The sequence below is a fragment of the Acidobacteriota bacterium genome (genome assembly GCA_016196065.1).
GTDB lineage: Bacteria > Acidobacteriota > Terriglobia > Terriglobales > Acidobacteriaceae > Acidiflorens.
The window spans coordinates 177,207-194,633 of record JACPYL010000027.1 but is presented as its reverse complement, the minus strand read 5'-3'; the positions used below and the strand labels follow the sequence as shown (position 1 = coordinate 194,633).

16 protein-coding genes are annotated in these 17,427 nt (G+C 58.7%); 6 read left to right on the top strand and 10 right to left on the bottom strand.

The features are described 5' to 3' along the window. Positions 1-56: 56 nt before the first annotated feature. The 3 genes from HY010_21955 to HY010_21945 are packed head-to-tail and all read right to left on the bottom strand — an operon-like array spanning position 57 to position 2,763. Complete coding sequence (locus tag HY010_21955; protein MBI3478405.1) at positions 57-455, bottom strand: hypothetical protein; 399 nt, start codon at positions 453-455, stop codon at positions 57-59. Next, entirely contained in the window at positions 455-1,327 is an 873-nt protein-coding gene (locus HY010_21950) for a TIGR00159 family protein (GenBank protein ID MBI3478404.1), read from the bottom strand. Before HY010_21950 ends, HY010_21955 begins: the two co-directional genes overlap by 1 nt. A gap of 59 nt (positions 1,328-1,386) precedes the next feature. After that, entirely contained in the window at positions 1,387-2,763 is a 1,377-nt protein-coding gene (locus HY010_21945) for an exodeoxyribonuclease VII large subunit (protein MBI3478403.1), read from the bottom strand. Positions 2,764-2,858: 95 nt separating this feature from the next. Between HY010_21945 and HY010_21940 the strand changes: the two genes are divergently transcribed. Beyond that, positions 2,859-3,404, top strand: coding sequence for a GNAT family N-acetyltransferase (locus HY010_21940; GenBank protein MBI3478402.1), 546 nt, complete (start codon positions 2,859-2,861; stop codon positions 3,402-3,404). Between the two features lie 100 nt (positions 3,405-3,504). Here HY010_21940 and HY010_21935 read toward each other — a convergent pair whose 3' ends face one another. Beyond that, on the bottom strand, positions 3,505-5,133 hold the full coding sequence (locus HY010_21935; GenBank protein MBI3478401.1) for a hypothetical protein: 1,629 nt from the start codon (positions 5,131-5,133) through the stop codon (positions 3,505-3,507). Positions 5,134-5,359: 226 nt separating this feature from the next. Here HY010_21935 and HY010_21930 point away from each other — a divergent pair, with 226 nt between their 5' ends. The 3 genes from HY010_21930 to HY010_21920 all read left to right on the top strand — a co-directional run bounded on the left by HY010_21930 (position 5,360) and on the right by HY010_21920 (position 8,053). Further along, positions 5,360-6,322 (top strand): hypothetical protein, encoded by a 963-nt coding sequence (locus HY010_21930; protein ID MBI3478400.1) that lies wholly within the window; start codon positions 5,360-5,362, stop codon positions 6,320-6,322. A gap of 59 nt (positions 6,323-6,381) precedes the next feature. After that, a complete protein-coding gene (locus HY010_21925) occupies positions 6,382-7,416 on the top strand; it encodes a metal-dependent hydrolase (protein ID MBI3478399.1) in 1,035 nt (344 codons plus the stop codon). A gap of 103 nt (positions 7,417-7,519) precedes the next feature. Then, a complete protein-coding gene (locus HY010_21920) occupies positions 7,520-8,053 on the top strand; it encodes a hypothetical protein (GenBank protein MBI3478398.1) in 534 nt (177 codons plus the stop codon). 120 nt (positions 8,054-8,173) lie between these two features. Here HY010_21920 and HY010_21915 read toward each other — a convergent pair whose 3' ends face one another. From HY010_21915 to HY010_21890, 6 genes are all read right to left on the bottom strand, one after another. Continuing rightward, positions 8,174-8,818 (bottom strand): DedA family protein, encoded by a 645-nt coding sequence (locus tag HY010_21915; GenBank protein ID MBI3478397.1) that lies wholly within the window; start codon positions 8,816-8,818, stop codon positions 8,174-8,176. Between the two features lie 128 nt (positions 8,819-8,946). Beyond that, positions 8,947-9,441: a MogA/MoaB family molybdenum cofactor biosynthesis protein gene (locus HY010_21910; GenBank protein ID MBI3478396.1), complete on the bottom strand. Its 495-nt coding sequence runs from the start codon at positions 9,439-9,441 to the stop codon at positions 8,947-8,949. Then, positions 9,422-10,177 carry a response regulator gene (locus HY010_21905; GenBank protein MBI3478395.1) on the bottom strand — a complete coding sequence of 252 codons (756 nt, stop codon included), beginning with the start codon at positions 10,175-10,177 and terminating at the stop codon, positions 9,422-9,424. The genes HY010_21910 and HY010_21905 overlap by 20 nt, the downstream gene beginning before the upstream one ends. 6 nt (positions 10,178-10,183) lie before the next feature. Further along, positions 10,184-10,675, bottom strand: a complete 492-nt coding sequence (gene moaC / locus HY010_21900; GenBank protein MBI3478394.1) for a cyclic pyranopterin monophosphate synthase MoaC — start codon at positions 10,673-10,675, stop codon at positions 10,184-10,186. Positions 10,676-10,752: 77 nt separating this feature from the next. Beyond that, positions 10,753-12,018 carry a molybdopterin molybdotransferase MoeA gene (locus tag HY010_21895; protein ID MBI3478393.1) on the bottom strand — a complete coding sequence of 422 codons (1,266 nt, stop codon included), beginning with the start codon at positions 12,016-12,018 and terminating at the stop codon, positions 10,753-10,755. Positions 12,019-12,113: 95 nt separating this feature from the next. Beyond that, positions 12,114-14,378: a PD40 domain-containing protein gene (locus HY010_21890; protein MBI3478392.1), complete on the bottom strand. Its 2,265-nt coding sequence runs from the start codon at positions 14,376-14,378 to the stop codon at positions 12,114-12,116. A 225-nt stretch (positions 14,379-14,603) separates the two neighbouring features. Between HY010_21890 and HY010_21885 the strand changes: the two genes are divergently transcribed. Together HY010_21885 and HY010_21880 are read left to right on the top strand one after the other, a co-directional pair. Beyond that, positions 14,604-16,406: an aryl-sulfate sulfotransferase gene (locus tag HY010_21885; protein MBI3478391.1), complete on the top strand. Its 1,803-nt coding sequence runs from the start codon at positions 14,604-14,606 to the stop codon at positions 16,404-16,406. Positions 16,407-16,545: 139 nt separating this feature from the next. Next, the gene (locus tag HY010_21880) at positions 16,546-17,373 is read left to right on the top strand and encodes a hypothetical protein (GenBank protein ID MBI3478390.1); all 828 of its coding nucleotides are present in this window, start codon (positions 16,546-16,548) and stop codon (positions 17,371-17,373) included. Positions 17,374-17,427 lie beyond the last annotated feature (54 nt).

Here is a 17,427-nt window from a genome sequence, read left to right as displayed (position 1 = left end):
CACACCGGTCCCGTACAGGGTTGGCTAAAGCAAAGAGCTAACAGCTAAAGGCGGGATTATCTTCTTTCTCCCGACCGTTCCATGATAACGGTCACCCGGGGAGGACTCACCTGTACTACTTCGAGTCCTTGCGGTACTCGTACGTTGGTTGAGGATAGATCAAAGGTCCGGCCCCCGATTTCCATCGGCGAAAGATCCAGATGTGCGCTGACGTCAGTGGAGCGCAACCGGCTCACCAGCCGCTCGGGACCGCGCACTCGGATCTGAGCCTCGGTGAAATCGGTGGAAGCAATCTCAAGTTTCTCCGGAACATGTTGAAACACGATCGGAATCTTCATCTCAACTTCCGCAACGGGAGACCGCGCCACCGCCACCCACAACCCGATTGCAAGGCACAATGAGATCACCTTCAAGCCGAGATTCTGAACGAAGACGCGCTTATACACGCTCGGCACTAGTCATCGCCTCCCGGACGAAGAGTCGCATCGTGTCTGCGTGCCGGCTGGGAACTGGGTGGCTCGTCTTCAATCATGGTCTCTTCTACCTGCAGCGGTAACGTGGGAGCAGGAGCATAGCGGCGCAGCAACTGACTCAGCCGCTCGCGCAGACGCTCTACGCTCAGATCGCGCTCGATATTCCCCTTCACGGCCAGGCTGATTGCGCCCGTTTCTTCGGAGACGATCACGGCCACCGCATCCGTCTCTTCTGTCACTCCAATACCGGCGCGATGCCGTGTTCCCATCTGTGTCGAGAGCACGGGATTCATCGACAGCGGCAGGAAGCAGGCAGCAGCCGCAATTCGGTCGCGCTGCACAATGACCGCCCCATCATGCAGAGGAGCGCTGGGACGAAACAACGTCGCCAGCAAATCGTAGGAAAGACGCGCATCCAACGGCACTCCACTTTCGATGTAGGTGCGCAGTCCGATTTCGCGTTCAATGATGATGAGCGCGCCGGTTTGGTTCTGGGAGAAAAGATTTGCCGCCAGCACGATGTCGTCATACACATCGCCCGCCGTGTTCGAAGATCGTCCGAACGAAACGCGCGTGCCCAGGTTTGCCAGCGCGTGACGGATTTCCGACTGGAATACTACAATCAGCGCGAACACGACATACGGAAGGAGTGTACTCAGCAGCCAGTTCAGAGTGCGCAGTTCACCCAGCCGCGCGAAGTAGAAGGCCAATGCCAAGACTGCCAGCCCAAGCAGCATCGGAGCCGCACGTGTTCCACGAATCAGTGCCAGCAACTGGTAGATGAGAATCGCGACCAGCAGAATGTCCACGATCGAGACCAGCGAGATGTGTGGCCAGGCCGGGGACGGCGTCACGCGATCCTCACAGTGATCAGGTAGTCAGCTGGCCTTCATTCTAATGCAGCACCACGCATTTACGGTGCCGGGTCAACCGAATTCACCTTCGCCCGCACACTTCCTCTTGCGACCCGGGCGGTAACGTCGTCTCCCTGTTTGAGGCGAGACGCATCGGTAACCAGCTGACCTTTTCCATCGAATACCAGCGCGTATCCCCGATTGAGGATCGCAACTGGAGAAAGCGCTTCCAACTCGGCGACACGACGATCAAGAATAGCCCGGCCCGCAAGCAGCCGGGCATGCGCGGCCGCCGCCAGGCTCGCAGTGTGAGCAGCCAGCTGTTGTGCGATTGCTCGCAAACGCTGCCGGGCGTCATAGTGGCGTACTGTCGACGAAGCGATTTCCCATCGGCGACGGCACCGTTCCACGAGCTGGCGTTCCGCGCGCTCCAGCCGGAAGCTGGCTTCATCCAGACGTTGCTGGCGGCGGTTAATCCCGTCCATCATGCGGGCGAACGCCCCCTGCTGCGTTCTCTCCGACAACTCCTGCCGTGCCATCAGCAGCCGGTAGCGAATCGCACGGTCCAACCGGCGATAAATGTCTTCTGCCTGCGCTTCAATTTCCTGCCGCGACCGGATCACCAGTTCCGCCGCCGCCGAAGGCGTTGGTGCTCGCAAATCGGACACGAAGTCCACGATCGTGAAATCCGTCTCGTGCCCAATTGCCGAGATCACCGGAATTTTCGATGCCGCCACCGCGCGAGCCAGTCCCTCGTGATTGAAAGCCGCCAAATCCTCGGCCGAGCCGCCGCCGCGAGCGATGATGATGACCTCGACGTCGCGCGTGCGATTGAAATATTGAACACCCGCTGTCACTTCGACGGGCGCGGACTCTCCCTGCACCTGAGCTGGATAAATCAGCACGCTTGCGGAATGATGGCGGCGCGCAAGAATATTCAGGATGTCCCGCAGAGCCGCTCCCTGCGGCGAGGTAATGACTCCAATCCGGTGCGGCAGCGGCGGAATCTCTTTCTTCCGAGAGCTATCGAACAGCCCTTCCGCTTCCAGCCGAGCCTTCAATTGCTCGAAAGCCAGCTGCAATGCGCCCGCGCCTTGCGGCTCCATGAACTCTGCCGAGATTTGCAGCTCGCCCCGATCTTCATAGACCGTGATCCGTCCGCGAACCGTGACGTGCAGCCCGTTCTCCGGACGAAAGCGCAACAACTTCGCCGAAGACCGGAACATCACGACTCGAATCTGCGCGCTCTCTTCTTTCAATGTGAAATAGAGATGCCCGGAATCAGGAATGCGCAGATTGGAAATTTCGCCTTCCACCCAGCAGTCGGCGTACTCACGCTCCAGATGCGTACGCACCGCCGAAACCAGCGCGCGCACCGTCCAGATGCGGCGTTCCGGCGCACGAAACTGGAAACCGAGTTGATCGTTATCTTCCACGAAGCACCTAGTGTATCGTGTCGAAAAACTTCAATGTAGAGACGCGGCTTGCCGCGTCTCCCCTGAAGAGATGGACCGGCGCTAAACTTTATTCGATGAAACAGATCCTTGAAACCGCCCGCCTCGTCTTGCGGGAGTTCGTCAAAGATGACGCCGCGGCGCTAGGGCTGGTCGTGTCCGATCCTGAAACCATGAAGCACTATCCCGCGCCCCTCGATCGCGCAGGAACCGAACGATGGATTGAACGCAACCTCCATCGCTACGCTGAGGACGGCGTCGGCCTCTGGGCGATGGTCCTGCAATCGTCCGGCGAAATGATCGGCGATTGCGGCATCATCCGCCAAAATGTCGAGGACGAATACTTCTACGAAATCGGATACCACCTGCGGCGCGATCACTGGGGACAAGGCTTCGCCACCGAAGCCGCCGTCGCATGCCGCGAATGGGGATTCGCAAACTTGAAAGTCGATCGCATGATCTCATTGATCCGCCCCGAGAATATCCCGTCCCGCCGCGTAGCCGAACGCAACGGAATGACTATTTGGAAGGAAGTTGACTGGCGAGGATTGCGACACTACGTCTATGCCGTGGAGCGATCCGGAAAGACTTTCCCTCCAAATAAATTGTCATCCCCAAAATAAATTGTCATCCTGAGCGAAGCGAAGGACCTGCTTTTTCGAACGATGAGAGGAAAGCAGATCCTTCGCTTCGCTCAGGATGACAAACTTTGATAGTTAATCCTTAGACCAGATCTTCCATCTTCATCGCCCCACCCTTCCACGAGTGGCGGAACTGCTTCTCTACAAAGCCAGCATCGTAGTTGCGGTCTTGCGCCTTGAGCGACTGATGCAATCCGAATAGCGATCGCGGGTTACGCGGATTTTTGTCGAGGTCCTCCCGAAAGACCTGCTCCGCACCTTTCGCGTCGCCACTCATCAGCAGCACGCCGCCCAGGGACTCGCGCACCGGGAAGAACCAGTCGGGTGGCTCGCCGTACTTGAGCGTGTCCTGAATCTTCACTGCGTCGCGCAACATCGCCATCGCACCGGCCGTATCTTTCTTCGCGAGAGCAATCTGAGCGCCCAGTACGTTCTCGGCGATCGCGAGGATGTCCTTTGCCTTGTTGTTAATTGGCATCGCGAAAATCACATCTTCCGGAGTTGCCTTCTCCGCCTCGGACACGATCTTGAATTCCGCCTCCGCCTGATCAATCTTGTTCTTCCCAGCAAAGGCCATGCCTCGGGAAAAATGCCAGAAAACCGTGGCAACCTTCATCGCCGGATCTGGCGCCTTCGAAGCTAGAATCGCGTCCCACTTATGGAAGCGCACATTGACCGCCATCGGGATCGTCACAAATCCTTCGAGCGGCGGCATGTCCTTCACTGCCGGTCCAACGTGCGCCGCGAGCATGTTTCCGGCCTTGATCGCCTCGAGATAGTCGCCGTTCATCGCCGAGCACATCGCGATGAAGTGCAGGTTGTGGCTGTAGTACATCATCGGGTAGATACCCTGCGCGCCGCTTGCTTTGATATACGCGCGATCAACCGCAGCCGCATCCTGATTGGTCTTCACAGCAGCCGCATAATCTCCCGTGCGGATGTAGACATGCGCCGGCATGTGGACGATGTGCCCTGCTGCCGGAGCCATGGCGGCCAACCGGTTCGCTCCCGCCAGCGCACGCTCCGGAGAGTTCGACGCTTCCACGGCATGAATGTAGTAATGGATCGCTCCCAGGTGATTCGGATCGCGTTTCAGCACCGACTCGAGCGCTGCAACAATCTCCTCGGTCCCCTCTTGAGGCGTGCCATCCTGATGCCACAATCCCCACGGACGCAGGTCCATTCCTGACTCGGCGAAAAGAGTCGCGGCATCCAGGTCGTCAGGAAAAGCCTTCACTAGGTCGCGCATCGCATCGCGATATTGCTCGGCTGCCGCGTGTAAGTCCGATTTCGGATCCGCAGGAAAGCGCAACGCCATCGCCTTGATATATCCCTGCTCGCTGGGCGAAGCGCCATCGCTCAGGTCGGCGCCTTTCTGAATCGCCTCGTGCGCCTGTTTGAAACGGTCTTCGCTCGCCGGATCGTTGTAGTTCGGCCCTACCGCTTCCGCGATACCCCAGTACGCCATGGCGAGTTTCGGATCGAGGGCCGCGGCTCTCTGAAACGACCGCGCCGCTTCGTCATGATTGAATGCGTAAATGAAACGCAGGCCCTGGTCGAAGAACTTCTGCGCTTCCACGTTCTTCGTCGACACTGCATGATGCGCATCTCCCAGTCCCGTCACCAGCGTGGCCGCCTTCGGCGCCGCCATCTTGGCGTGCTGAGCTAGAGCAGAAGCAACACAAAGCAAAACCATCCCCACGACTTTCAGTTTCATACACCACCTCCAAAAATGATTGCGTGTCCCGAACGAAAGGAAAGGACTATGACGTGCGCCAATTATGATTCCAATCGATGGCTGCGTGACACTATTTTTTTATTGCCCGAGCCGTTGTAAGACCAGTGTCCCGCCCGGCTGCCGTCCCAGCGCCCTCGCTGCCGCTCTTCACAATCGTGATTCGGGCGTGCGATAGACTCAATCTCTAGCGATCTGGCAGATGCAAAAAGCCACCATCCTGTTCAATCCGAACTCTGGTCCGCGCCGGCGCGATGCGGAACTGGACCGCGCAATTGGAATCATTCAATCGGCCGGTGTTCGAACGGAATTGACCGTCTGTCGTTCCAGCCACGAAGCTACCATGAATGCCCGCTTCGCAGTGGCCGCCGGCAGCGACACTGTATTCGCCTGCGGCGGCGATGGCACGATCCACGACGTCATCCAGGGACTCGCCGGCACGCAGGTCGCGCTCGCCATTCTTCCGTTTGGCACCGCTAACGCCCTTGCCCACGATCTCCGTCTCCCCCTTCGACCCAGCGAGGCCGCCCGCGCAGCCGTCGACGGCAAGAGCACCGTTCGCCGGATTCCGCTTGGCCGCATCGAGTATCAGGATTTTGAAGGCAAGTCTGCCCAGCGCTACTTCACGGTTGCGGCTGGAGTGGGTGTGGATGCCCATCTTTTCTACAAACTGAATCGCGATCTGAAAAAACGAGCCGGCATGGCTGCGTACTATCTGAAGGCCTGGAACCTTTGGGCCTCGCATCGCATGCGCAGATTTGAAGTCGAGTACGTCAATGGAAGCGGGATCAAGCAGCAGGCATCGCTCACTGAGTTGCTGGCAGTGCGGATCGGCTTCTTTGGCAATGTTCTTCGCGAACTTGTGCCCGGAGCTTCTCTCGACTGTCCTGATCTGCGCGCCGTGATGTGCCGCACGGATCGCCGCGGGGCCTATCTGCGCTACGTCGCCAGCGCTCTGCTGGGACGCCGATGGAATATCGACGGCATCGATCTCGTCAGCAGTTCCGAGATCGTCTGCCAGCTTCCCGAACCGGCCCGGAGCAGCGGCGACCGTGAGGATCGCGTCTATGTCGAGGCCGACGGAGAACTCCTCGGCCGCCTTCCCGCCCGCATGACCATGCTGCCGGACGCTCTCTCACTAGTCGTACCCGCTGCAAAGAACTGAGGCGGGAACAATTCTGATTTCTCGATTCGCCTGTCTGCCGATACACTCTTAGGACCTTCGTGGAACCCATCACCCATTTCCTGTTCGGCGCCACCATGGGCCGCGCTGGCCTGAATCGCAAGACAGCGCTGGCGACCGCAACGCTCACTCTTGCCGCCGAAGCTCCCGACCTTGACGTCTTCAGCCGTTTTAACGGATCGGTCTTCGGATTCGCGCATCACCGCGGTTTTACTCATTCTTTCTTAGGACTGCCTGTCACCGCCGCAATCGTGGTGGGGTTCATGTACGCAATCTGGCGAGTCCGCGGACGACGGACGCGAGATCCCAATCTCCCGCCGCGCTGGGGGTTGCTGTTTTTCTACGCGTGCCTGGCCGGAGTCAGTCACATCCTGCTTGATTTCACCAACAATTATGGAGTGCGTCCGTTCTGGCCGTTTTCCGAACGCTGGTATTCCTGGGACATCGTGTTCATCATCGAGCCCGCGCTGCTCGTGATCTTGATTCTCGGGCTGATCCTGCCCAGTCTCTTTTCCTTGATCAACGAAGAAATTGGTGCCCGCCGGAAAGGTCCTAAGGGAAAGCTTGGAGCGATCTTCGCGTTGCTCGGCGTTTTTGCCTGCTGGGGTGTTCGCGATTACGAACATCGCCGTGCCGTCGCAGTATTGGAAACACAAACCTATCAAGGTGCGGACGCGTTGCGCCTCTCCGCCTATCCGTACATGCTGAATCCGTTTCGGTGGTATGCCGTCGTCGAAACGCCTACTGCCTTCGCAATGATGAATGTCGATTCCCTGACTCCGCTGGTTGATCCAGCAGGCAACATGAAATTCCGCTACAAGCCGGAAGAGACTCCCGCCACCCTCGCCGCGAAGCAGGGATATCTCGGCCGCGTGTATCTGGACTGGGCGAAGTATCCGGTCACCGAGACTGAACGGGTTCAGGCGAACGATGGTTCCGCCCGGTACATCGTTCGCTTTATTGATTTGCGTTACGCATATCCCGGACGCGATCCGCGATCCGCACTCGGTGCAACGGCTGTGCTCGATCAGAACCTGCGGATTGTCGACGAGTACTTTGGCATGTCACGCCACTAGTCGCGGCGAATTCCGTCGGTTGACAACAATTCACGCGCTGATCGCTTGACCATTGCCATCCCTAAGCGCCACAATCCTAGTTCGCGTATTTTACGAGGTGACCATGCTGGCCTATTTATTCGTTCTCTTTGCCGTCGCGTCCCGTTTGCCGTTCTTCCCGCATCCGTGGAACTTTACCCCGGTAGTCGCAGCTCTTCTCTTTTTCGGCGCGCGCGGTTCGCGACGCCAGATGTGGATGCCGCTGGCCCTGCTGATCGCTTCCGACCTGATCCTCGACAAGTACGTCTACGCCTATCCCTTCTCCTGGGATCTATTTCTCACCTGGGGATGGTACGCGGCGATTCTCGGACTCGGCACTCTCTTGCGGCCGAACTCGAAACCTTTGCGGATCGCAGGCGCAGCCCTGACCGGATCGGTCACGTTCTTCCTGATCAGCAATTTCGGCGTGTGGGCTTCGACCAACATGTATCCCAAGTCGTTTTCGGGACTTATGGTCTGCTACACGGCAGGAATTCCATTTTTCCGGCGCGCGCTTGAAGGCGACATGCTCTACACCGCAATCATGTTCGGACTCCCGGTCGTCGTCGCAGCGATCGCTCGCTCGATGAGCAAGCCACACGGAACCGCCGCAGCCTGATCACCCATCGACCTGACCAAATTTCACCGTAGAGACGGGGCTTGCCCCGTCTCTCCTTAGCAAGAAGATTGTTGTATAGATACTGTCATCCCGAGAGAAGCGAGGGATCTGCAGTTCGCGCTACACAGCGGTTGTATTTTCCGCACCCATCGCGGTCGACTTCTTTGCAGCCTGCCTGCGCCAGATCAGCCAGATCGCCAAGCCCACCGCCACGGCAAGCAGGACCCACCTGAAGTGACTCGCAACGACTTTTGCTCCCAACTCCACGACCGTCGGGCCGAACTTGAGGGTCAGCAATCCAAGGATCAGGAATCGCAACATGCGTCCTGAAAAGATCGCCAGCAGGTACCGCCACAGGCTCATCTCAAAGACAGCAGCCGCCAGCATCACTGCCTTGAGCGGAGTCGGAGGCGGCATCATGACGGGAACCAGCAAGGCCAGGAATTCGTGCTTCTCGAACGACGCATGAATTTTCTGGAAGCGTTCGGGAGAAAGCCGCTTGCGGAGCAGCACCTCGCCCCCGGTGTATCCGATGACGTAAAGCACGATGCTCCCAACCGTTGACCCCAACGCCGCGAGCAGCACATACAACAGGAACCGGTGCGGGTCTTTATAAATGTAGCTGGCCACGATGGCATCGAGGGGCAGGCCCATGAAAGCGCCGTCCACCGCGGCGAACGCGAACACTCCCCATATTCCGAGCGGAGCCAGGATTGCCCCGATCCACTTTCCGTAGGCACTGATGATGTGTTTGATGGTTTGCAAGCGGTGTCAGCAGTTTACTTGGAACACAGTCGTTGGTCGATGGTCGCTAGTCGTTCGCTATGCCGGAAGTCCTGGCAGTCTCGGCAAGGAATGAATTTTGCAAACGACCACCGACTAACGACAATTCCCTACCCGTGCTCCGTCTTCCCTTCCAGCAAGTCGAGTGCATGCGGCAGCACTTCGATCACGGCAGCGAGCGCTTCCACCGCGCCCGCGGGACTACCCGGCAAATTCAAAATCAGACTTGTGCCGCGCGTTCCGCACACCGAGCGACTCAGGCTCGCGAACCGCGTCTTTTTCAATCCTTCCGCACGCATCTGCTCGGCGATGCCTTCCACCAGACGATCGCAAACCGCGCGCGTAGCTTCAGGAGTGACATCGCGCAGCGCAACACCGGTCCCACCCGTGGTCACGACCAGCCGCGCGGAACGGCAGAGTTCGATCAACTTTTCCTGGATTGCAGCAGTCTCGTCGGGAACGACGCTGCGCACGACCACTCGAAATTTTCGGTTCTCGAGTGCCTGCGCAACCGCAGGACCCGAGAGATCTGTCTTTTCACCGCGCGAGCAAGAGTCGCTGACGGTGAGCACGGCCGCAGTCCGCTCAGGTGTCGAGGAGGACATCTTCTCCCTCGGTAGAATCGCGTTGCGCCTCATCCAACTGGCGCAAGCCTTCCATCAGCAAGCCTTGCGTGTTGAGGGTCGTGCTTTCTTTCGCGGTCTTTCCATCGAAATCCACTTCGAAGCTTCCGTCAGTCCAGCGGAGAACTTTGAAGACCGCCTCATCGCCTGAAATGGAGCCATAGGCGGCGTGCTTCACTTGTCCCTGGCTGAAGAACATCTCACATTTTTCATCGGCCCGCGTCATGGTCAGCGAGCCGCTCTTGCGGCCCATCTCGAGCGACTGCACGAGGTCGACGACATTCATCTGCGCCAAACTGCCGCGCAGAATGCCGTCGGAAGGCGCCGCTTTCGCCATCTTCTCCAAAGCAATGCGATCGATCACGCGTTTGATGCGCTGCGTCGCCTGCTTCAGGAAAAACGGCTTTTCAATGTAGTCTTCGGCTGACTCGTGTACCGATAGCCGTTCATTGATGTCCGACTTGCTGGCCATCAGGATGACCGTGATTCCCGCGGTCGCCGGACGGCTCTTCAACTTTTCCAGCAACTGCCGCCCGTCCATCCCCGGCATACGGTAGTCGCAGATCACCATGTCGGGCGCTTCATCCACCGCTTTCAATAACGCATCCGCGGCATCGCCGGCCGTAGAAATTTCCGCCAGCGGAGACAGAGCCTGCTTCAGCATCCCCAGCACCATCGGGTTGTCATCCACCAGCAGGAGTTTTACGTTGCTCGGCATAGAAAGCTACTTGCGCTTCTTGTTGGGCTTGCCTGGGCGGCGATAATCGCCGCTCTTGCCGCCCGATTTCTTTTCCAACATCAATTCCCGGATTTCAATTCCCTTGTCGAGCGCCTTGCACATGTCATAGACAGTCAGCGCCGCGACTCCTGCCGCGACCAGTGCTTCCATTTCCACGCCGGTCTCGGCAGTGGTCTTTACTTTTGAGGTAATAGCCACGCCATTTTCGCACACGCGCAATGTCACAGCAATGTACGACAGAGGAAGTGGATGACACATCGGGATCAGATCGGAGGTACGCTTCGCCGCCATGATCCCGGCCGTGCGCGCGACCTCGAGTGGATCGCCCTTGGGATTCGACGGCAAGGCCCGCAACACTGCCGCTTTCATCCGGACAAACGCGCTCGCCTCCGCTTCCCGCACGGTCGCCGCCTTGGCGGAAACATCCACCATTCGTGCGCGACCTTTGGAATCGTAATGTGAGAGTTTCTTAGGCATTACCGTAGCGCCGGCGACTCGCCGGCAATACAGATCCATGCAAGCGCCTCGTCAATCTTACCCTGCGATTCATCCTGTCAACGCATCAGCAGAGGTACCCATTCTCCTGCACTGATCAAGTCGCGATCTGGCGGAATCACCAAGTAGCAATTCGCTGCCGCCAGAGCCGCGATGTCGCCCGATCCTTGCCAGCGCCCCAACTCAATTTCCGCGTTCTCGAATTCCCCCGAAAGCACCGCTGGAAGAAAGCGCTTCAGCCCAGTCTTCGCGCGCACATCAGACTTCAAGCGAGCCTTCAGAAACACCAGCGACTGCGCCTTACTCCCAGCCAGCGCTTGGATCATCGGCTGCACGAAGAGTTCGAACGTCACCATGGTTGACACAGGATTCCCCGGCAACCCGAAAAAATATTGCCTATGTGGCGCGGGCGCCCCCGCCCGCGTCGGCCGCATGCAGGATCCGAACACAATAGGTTTCCCGGGCTGGATCTGCGCGCCCGTGAAGTAGAACTCAGCTTTCAATTCCTCGAGCACCTGCTCCACCAGATCGTACTTGCCCATCGAAACTCCGCCTGCCATCAAAAGCAGATCGGCTTCCAACCCTTCTTCGATTAGTGATCGCAACCGCACCCGCTCATCCGGCGCGATGGGCAGCAGCACTGGTTCCCCGCCCGCATTCTGTATCTGCGCTGCCAGTGAATAAGAATTCGAGTTTCGAATCTGCGTTGGACCAGGAGTAGTTTCGATCGCAACAATTTCATCACCGGTAGCCAGTACTGCGATGCGCGGCTTGCGAAATACTCGCACCGCACTCTTGCCGACCGACGCCAGCAATGCAATCGCTGCGTGATCAAGGCGAGTTCCGGGATCCAGTAATCTCTGGCCCTGGCGCGCCTCCGATCCTCGGGGAACGAAATTCTCGCCCGTCTTTACGCCGCGGCTGATTGCAATCGTACTTCCTGTCTGGGTCGTGTACTCGACCATCACCACCGCATCCGCGCCGGACGGCAATGGAGCGCCGGTCATGATCGAGGCTGTCAGCCCGGAACCCACCTGGAAGGAAGTCGCTGGGATATCGCCAGCCTTGATCTCGCCAATCAGTTCGAGTCGTGCCGGCGTCGTAGCCAGATCCGCTGCCCGCACGGCGTAGCCATCGCGAGCCGCGCGCGCAAATGGAGGAAAATCGCGATCGGCATCGATCGACTCTGCAAGGATCCGGCCCGAGGCACCGAGCAGAGTTACGCTCTCAGGCTCACGCGGCGAGACCGTTCCGGCGTGCCGCTCCACAATGTGACGGGCTTCTTCGAAGCTGACTACTCCGGGAGTAGACGACGCGGCGCACATCCAGCGATCATACCCAGAAATCCCGCTGGCGGAAAACTTGCCCTCTCGCCTGCGAGGCAAGGCGCGTCTTTAATTCCTGCTCTCTTGAGTGCGCTTCAATCCTTGCCCACGCGACGGTGCTTGAGTTCTTCGGTCCAATTCAATACCACCCGCAACTTCTGGCTTGCTCTTGTTTCGTCTACTTCCTTCAACATGAGAAAGCGATCGCCATTTCTGGACAGGTCATAGTTAGTCCAGAAATCGCTGCGCGGGTAAATCCCTTCGAACAGAAGCCGCGGGGCGTGCCCCGGAAGCGGCCTTCCGGCTTGCATATCGACGGCCATCATTTTATTGCCCTGCCGATAGAACAATTGCCGGCCGTCTCGCGACCAGCGCGCTTCTTCGCCGCCGCCGACCGAGATGAGCCGTTTGTCGCCAAGTGTTGGGAATGACTGCACGTAAACTTCGGGACGCCCGGACTCGTCCGATGTGTAGGCGAGCCGGCGACCGTCGGGAGCGATCTGTGGATAGGTCGTCATGAAACTGGTCATCAGCAGCGGCGAAAGTTTGTGATCGCCGGCGAGGTTCAATACCCACAAGTTGAAATCGCGCGTATCTCCCCGCTGAAAAACGAGAAACCGGCCATCGGGCGAGCAGGACGTCGCCAGAATCATTCCGGAAGGGGAGAGACTACTGGAGAAAAGTAACTCCGCTTTGCCACTGCCATCGGCTGCCTGCCAGAACAGCGACCTTCCGTGAAAGCCGGAGGCGTAGATGATCCGCTTGCCATCCGGTGTCCATAGGGGAGCAGTCGCGCTCTCACCGGCCTGGGACGAAGTGACCTGCCGGGCAACGTTCTGCTCCAGGTCCAGGACCCAGATGTCAGACTGGCGAAGGGGATCGCCGATGGCTACGGCGATGTGTTTCCCGTCCGGCGAAAGACTGGGCTGGCTATATTGACGTGCGGGAGTATTGATCGGCAGCGCCGCTCCCGTGCGGTCCACCCAGTTCAGCGTACGATTCCCCACACTCATTTCGCCACTGTTAACAGAGACGAGCAGACCGTCTCGCGAGATGTCATAGGCAACGTAACCGCCGGGGCCTCGCCAGAGGTCTTCCGCTACCGGGAAGGCGGGTCCAGTTATCTCAAGGCGATCCACGTCAAACGGGGCAGCAAGCAGGGTGCCGCCTTGGGCATAGACGAGGTGGCCGGTGGAAACATAGCGCGGACACGTGGCTCCCTGAATCAGAACCTTGCGCTCTCCGGTCTTGAGGGATTGCGCGACGATCGTCGCATCGTCTGAGTATGCAGCCCACGTGCCGCCCGTAACGTAGAGAATTGCGTTCCCGGTCGGCAGCACTTGCGGCCACCGTGGAGGGAATTCCGTCAGCGTCTTCTCGGCAAGCGTGATCGCCTGGGGCGTACCTCCAGTTGCTGCGACGCGCATGAGGAATCTCGCTTCTTCGTCGCCAGCCGATCCTTGGCTGAAGAATATGGTGCCGTCCGGCCCCCATGTTCCGGGGAGTGCATTTGACTTGGCACACACCGTGATCGGCGATCCGCCATGCAGCGGAACCTTTCTCAATTCGCCGCCGGCGGTGAAAGCGATCCACTGGCCATCCGGAGAGAAGAACGGCCCGATGGCCCCGTCTGTCCCCGGAATTGAAACTGCTTCGTTTTGATCCAGGGGCCGCAAATAGAGTTGTCGGGCCTTCGTCTTCGACGTCGTGGCGGAATAAACAAGATAGCCACCGTCGGGTGAGATGACCAGTCCGCCGCGTTTCATGAAAAATTCGTCCGAAGGCGGGAGAGGAATGGTGAACCGAGTGACCACGCGCGGCGACGGGCGGGAGGGCCACCAGTGCCACAGTGCGATTCCGGCCGCAACCACCAGAATCACGACTACCGCCCAGCGGAGAAGCCCTCGCCGCTCACGTTGCGGATCCATCTTTGCACTCGGGGCCGTGCGCACCAGACTAGGTCCTGCAGCCGCGTTCGATTCGCTTTGGGAATCTGTGACGGTTCGACTCGAGACAGAGACGACATTGTCGACCTGCCCGACAAATCGATAACCCCGTCGGGCCAGCGTCTCAATGAACCGGGGATTGTCGGCGGTGTCGCCCAGGGCGATGCGCAGCTTTTTCACGGCCACGTTCAGTCCGTGCTCGAAGTCCCCGAATGTGCCGGACGGCCAAAGTCGGCTTTGCAATGCTTCCCGGGTGATGAGGTCACCCGGCCGTTCCAGCAGCATGGCCAGAACTTGAAAAGGTTGGTCCTGCAGCTTGATTTTGACCCCGGCCTTGCGCAGTTCTCCGGTGCCGAAGTCCACTTCGAAGACGCCAAAACGAACTACTCGCCGGGCTGCGGCGCCTTCCGCCATCGCGTCTTCCTTCCTTGAGCAGGCAGTTTAGCACGGTAAATGCGGGCTACGAGCTACGCAGCACATACTCTGACCCCTGATCCGCAAGCTACATCTCCCGCTAACTCACTTTATATCTGCAACCTCGCTGGCTATTCACGGTTCATGCACGGACGACGCTCTGTGCCTTGAAGGTTTCCGGCGGGCACGAGAAAGTGCGGCCAACAAACGCACAGGAGGTGCGATATGAAACCTTTGAGATTCGCGGTACTGGCAGCCTCAGCTGCCGTCCTCGTGCTCCTCTCCCCGGCAATCGGGAGGGCGGAGTCCAACAGTTGCACAATTTCACTGACGCCGAGCAAGCCGTCTCCCCAACTCCTCGGAGAACGAGTGGTCTGGACAGCCGTCGCCGCAAATTGCGGGGCAGCACCCGTCTACCAATACAGAGTGTCTACCACCGCTGGCTTCAAAGTGGTGCGCGACTTCAATCTTGGCAACACCTTGGCTTGGGCGTCCATGCAGGAAGGCCCCTATCAGGTGAAGGTCACGGTCAAAGACAACTTCGGCGCGACGGATTCAACATCCTCGGTCGTAGCCGGCGAGATCAACTCGCGTGTGAGTGGGACGCAGGCGGTGATTACTCCCGCGCTGAATCCACTGGTGGCTCTGTACAGCGCACCTGCCTGCAATAGTGGATCAGTCCACGTGCAGTTCAGGCCGGTCTCCGACACGAATGCCTGGACGAACACTAACGAGCTACCCTGCACACCCGGCCAGAGCAGAAACTTCGTGGTGGCGGGAATGTTGGCCAACACTCAGTACGAGATGGCGCACGTGACCAGCGACGGAACTACGTCCCCTTCGCAGGTCTTCACCACCGGCGCTCCGCCACCCTCGCTGGATTTTCCCACCTTCGCCGTTCGCCGCGGACCGAGCGCGCAAAGCGACGTCACCCAGGGCATGGTCTATCACAACTTCACAGCACGAGGCGCGCCCAATGCCGTCAACGTGATCGCGACGGATTTGAGCGGCCGCGTGCAGTGGTATGTCGACCCAGTGGATTCGGGTATTCAGAACGGCGCTCCTGGAGTGCTTGAGCCGGGAGGCACGGTCTTCTTCCTGGGCCGCGACAAAAATCGGACGCGTGGTTTCAACGTGCTCCGGGAAATCGACCTGGCCGGCAATTCGCTGCGTGAAACGAACATTGATGCCGTCAACACCCAGTTACAGGCCAAAGGGCAGGAGATTATTTATGGATTTCATCACGACGTTCTGCTCCTCCCCGATGGAAATGTCGCCACGCTCGGCTGGACTCTGAGAACAGTGGACATCAATGGGAAGCCAAAGCAATACGTCGGTCAGATGCTCCTCGTGCTCGACCATGATCTTCAGGTCATCTGGACATGGGATGCGTTCGATCACTTGGACGTTAATCGTGGCCCGATCCTGCACGACAAATGCACTGGTGCGCCCTGCCCGATCCCGGGTGCGGTGGACTGGCTGCACACCAATTCCATTGCCTGGTCTGCTGAGGACGGCAACCTCTTGATGTCCGTTCGCCATCAGGCCTGGGAAATCAAGATCGACTACCGCAACGGCTCGGGCGATGGACACATCATCTGGCGCTTGGGTAAAGACGGAGATTTTGCGGTTGTCTCCTCGGATCCCAGTCCGTGGTTTTCCTATCAGCACAACGTCCACTATCTCGATAACAAGACGCTACTGCTCTTCGACAACGGCAACGTCCGCTGTAAGGGAGTCACACAATGCCGTAGTCGCGGTCAGACCTGGACCATCGACGAGCACACGATGACGGCCACGTCAGGGCTCAACGTTGACCTAAATCGCTCCGATGCTCTCGGAAGCGCCGAGAGACTACCCAACGGAAACTTTGTCTTCACGTCAGGTGCGCTCGCCCGGCAAGGTTCGCTGATCGGCAAATCCACTGAAGTGTCTCCCGATGGCACCAAGCAGTACGTGCTCGAAGGCGGGGCGTGGGAATACCGGACCTATCGCATGGTCGGGCTGTATGGCGGCATATCGAAATGAATCGACCCAGCATCCGGTAACTATTCTCGAGGGCGTGAGTCCGGCAGTCGCGGTCTATTCAAGGATTCCCGCCGCCCGAGGCAGCGTCGAAGTATTCGACACCAATCGCAAGTTCAATCAACCATTTTGGAGAAATGTCATGTCGAAAAAAACAATTCCTCTCGCTATCGTCCTCGTGTTGTGCGTGGCCGCCTTTGGCCAAAAGTCCATTCCAGTCGCCGTTCAATCAGCGCCCGCGAGCCAGAATCCCGATTTATCCCTTGGCCCTGATTCGACCGACGTCTGCACCTACCAGTTCACGTCGGGCGGCACCGCGACCAAACAATTCCTGCAATACTGCGTGTCCGTCAACGGCAACATCGTCGAGTTTCAAAGTCCCGCCGGCGTCGAGCACATCAAGCACGGCATTATCGGTGAGGGATACGCCGTCTGCGACTTTTCTTCCGGCGTGGGCTACCACGATTACGCCGGCTTCGGCGACGCGGACAACGGGAGTTGGGGTCCGGCCACGAAGCTCAGTCAGACCGCCACCACCGTGAAGATTGCCCGCACTACCACCGACGGCAGATTCACGCTCACCCAGACCATTGCGCAGAATGCTACTGATTCCAGTGCGAAGGTTACGATGGCGCTGAAGAACAACTCGAGCGGCGCCAAAACGGTCTGGTTCGCCCGCGTTGCCGACGTGGATGCCAACGATGCAACCAATAACATCCTGGACGGCACATACAACTCTGCCTTCGGCTACAGCGCCTCGGCACAAAAAGGGTTGCAGCTCTCCCTGGCAGCGGCCAACACCTTCGACCACGTTGGCTACGCCACCCAACTAGCCAGCGCCGGTTGTTCCATCAATGTCGGCTATACCGGACTGTTGTCCGGTGCGGACGGAGTCATCTATTTCAATCACGGAATGACCATCGGAGCCGGGAAGACTGCAACCGTGGTTCTCAAATACCGCGGGATCTAAGCCGTGGTGGCTCGGGAATCGGGCGCAGTTCGACGCTGCGCCCGTTCCGATCAA

Excerpts from the sequence above, each read along its gene's own strand:
- HY010_21940 (MBI3478402.1), top strand. The coding sequence starts at position 2,859 with ATGAAACAGATCCTTGAAACCGCCCGCCTCGTCTTGCGGGAGTTCGTC.
- moaC (MBI3478394.1), bottom strand. The coding sequence starts at position 10,675 with ATGCCTAAGAAACTCTCACATTACGATTCCAAAGGTCGCGCACGAATG.
- HY010_21910 (MBI3478396.1), bottom strand. The coding sequence starts at position 9,441 with ATGTCCTCCTCGACACCTGAGCGGACTGCGGCCGTGCTCACCGTCAGC.
- HY010_21890 (MBI3478392.1), bottom strand. The coding sequence starts at position 14,378 with ATGGCGGAAGGCGCCGCAGCCCGGCGAGTAGTTCGTTTTGGCGTCTTC.
- HY010_21905 (MBI3478395.1), bottom strand. The coding sequence starts at position 10,177 with ATGCCGAGCAACGTAAAACTCCTGCTGGTGGATGACAACCCGATGGTG.
- HY010_21880 (MBI3478390.1), top strand. The coding sequence starts at position 16,546 with ATGTCGAAAAAAACAATTCCTCTCGCTATCGTCCTCGTGTTGTGCGTG.
- HY010_21895 (MBI3478393.1), bottom strand. The coding sequence starts at position 12,018 with ATGTGCGCCGCGTCGTCTACTCCCGGAGTAGTCAGCTTCGAAGAAGCC.
- HY010_21885 (MBI3478391.1), top strand. The coding sequence starts at position 14,604 with ATGAAACCTTTGAGATTCGCGGTACTGGCAGCCTCAGCTGCCGTCCTC.
- HY010_21930 (MBI3478400.1), top strand. The coding sequence starts at position 5,360 with ATGCAAAAAGCCACCATCCTGTTCAATCCGAACTCTGGTCCGCGCCGG.
- HY010_21920 (MBI3478398.1), top strand. The coding sequence starts at position 7,520 with ATGCTGGCCTATTTATTCGTTCTCTTTGCCGTCGCGTCCCGTTTGCCG.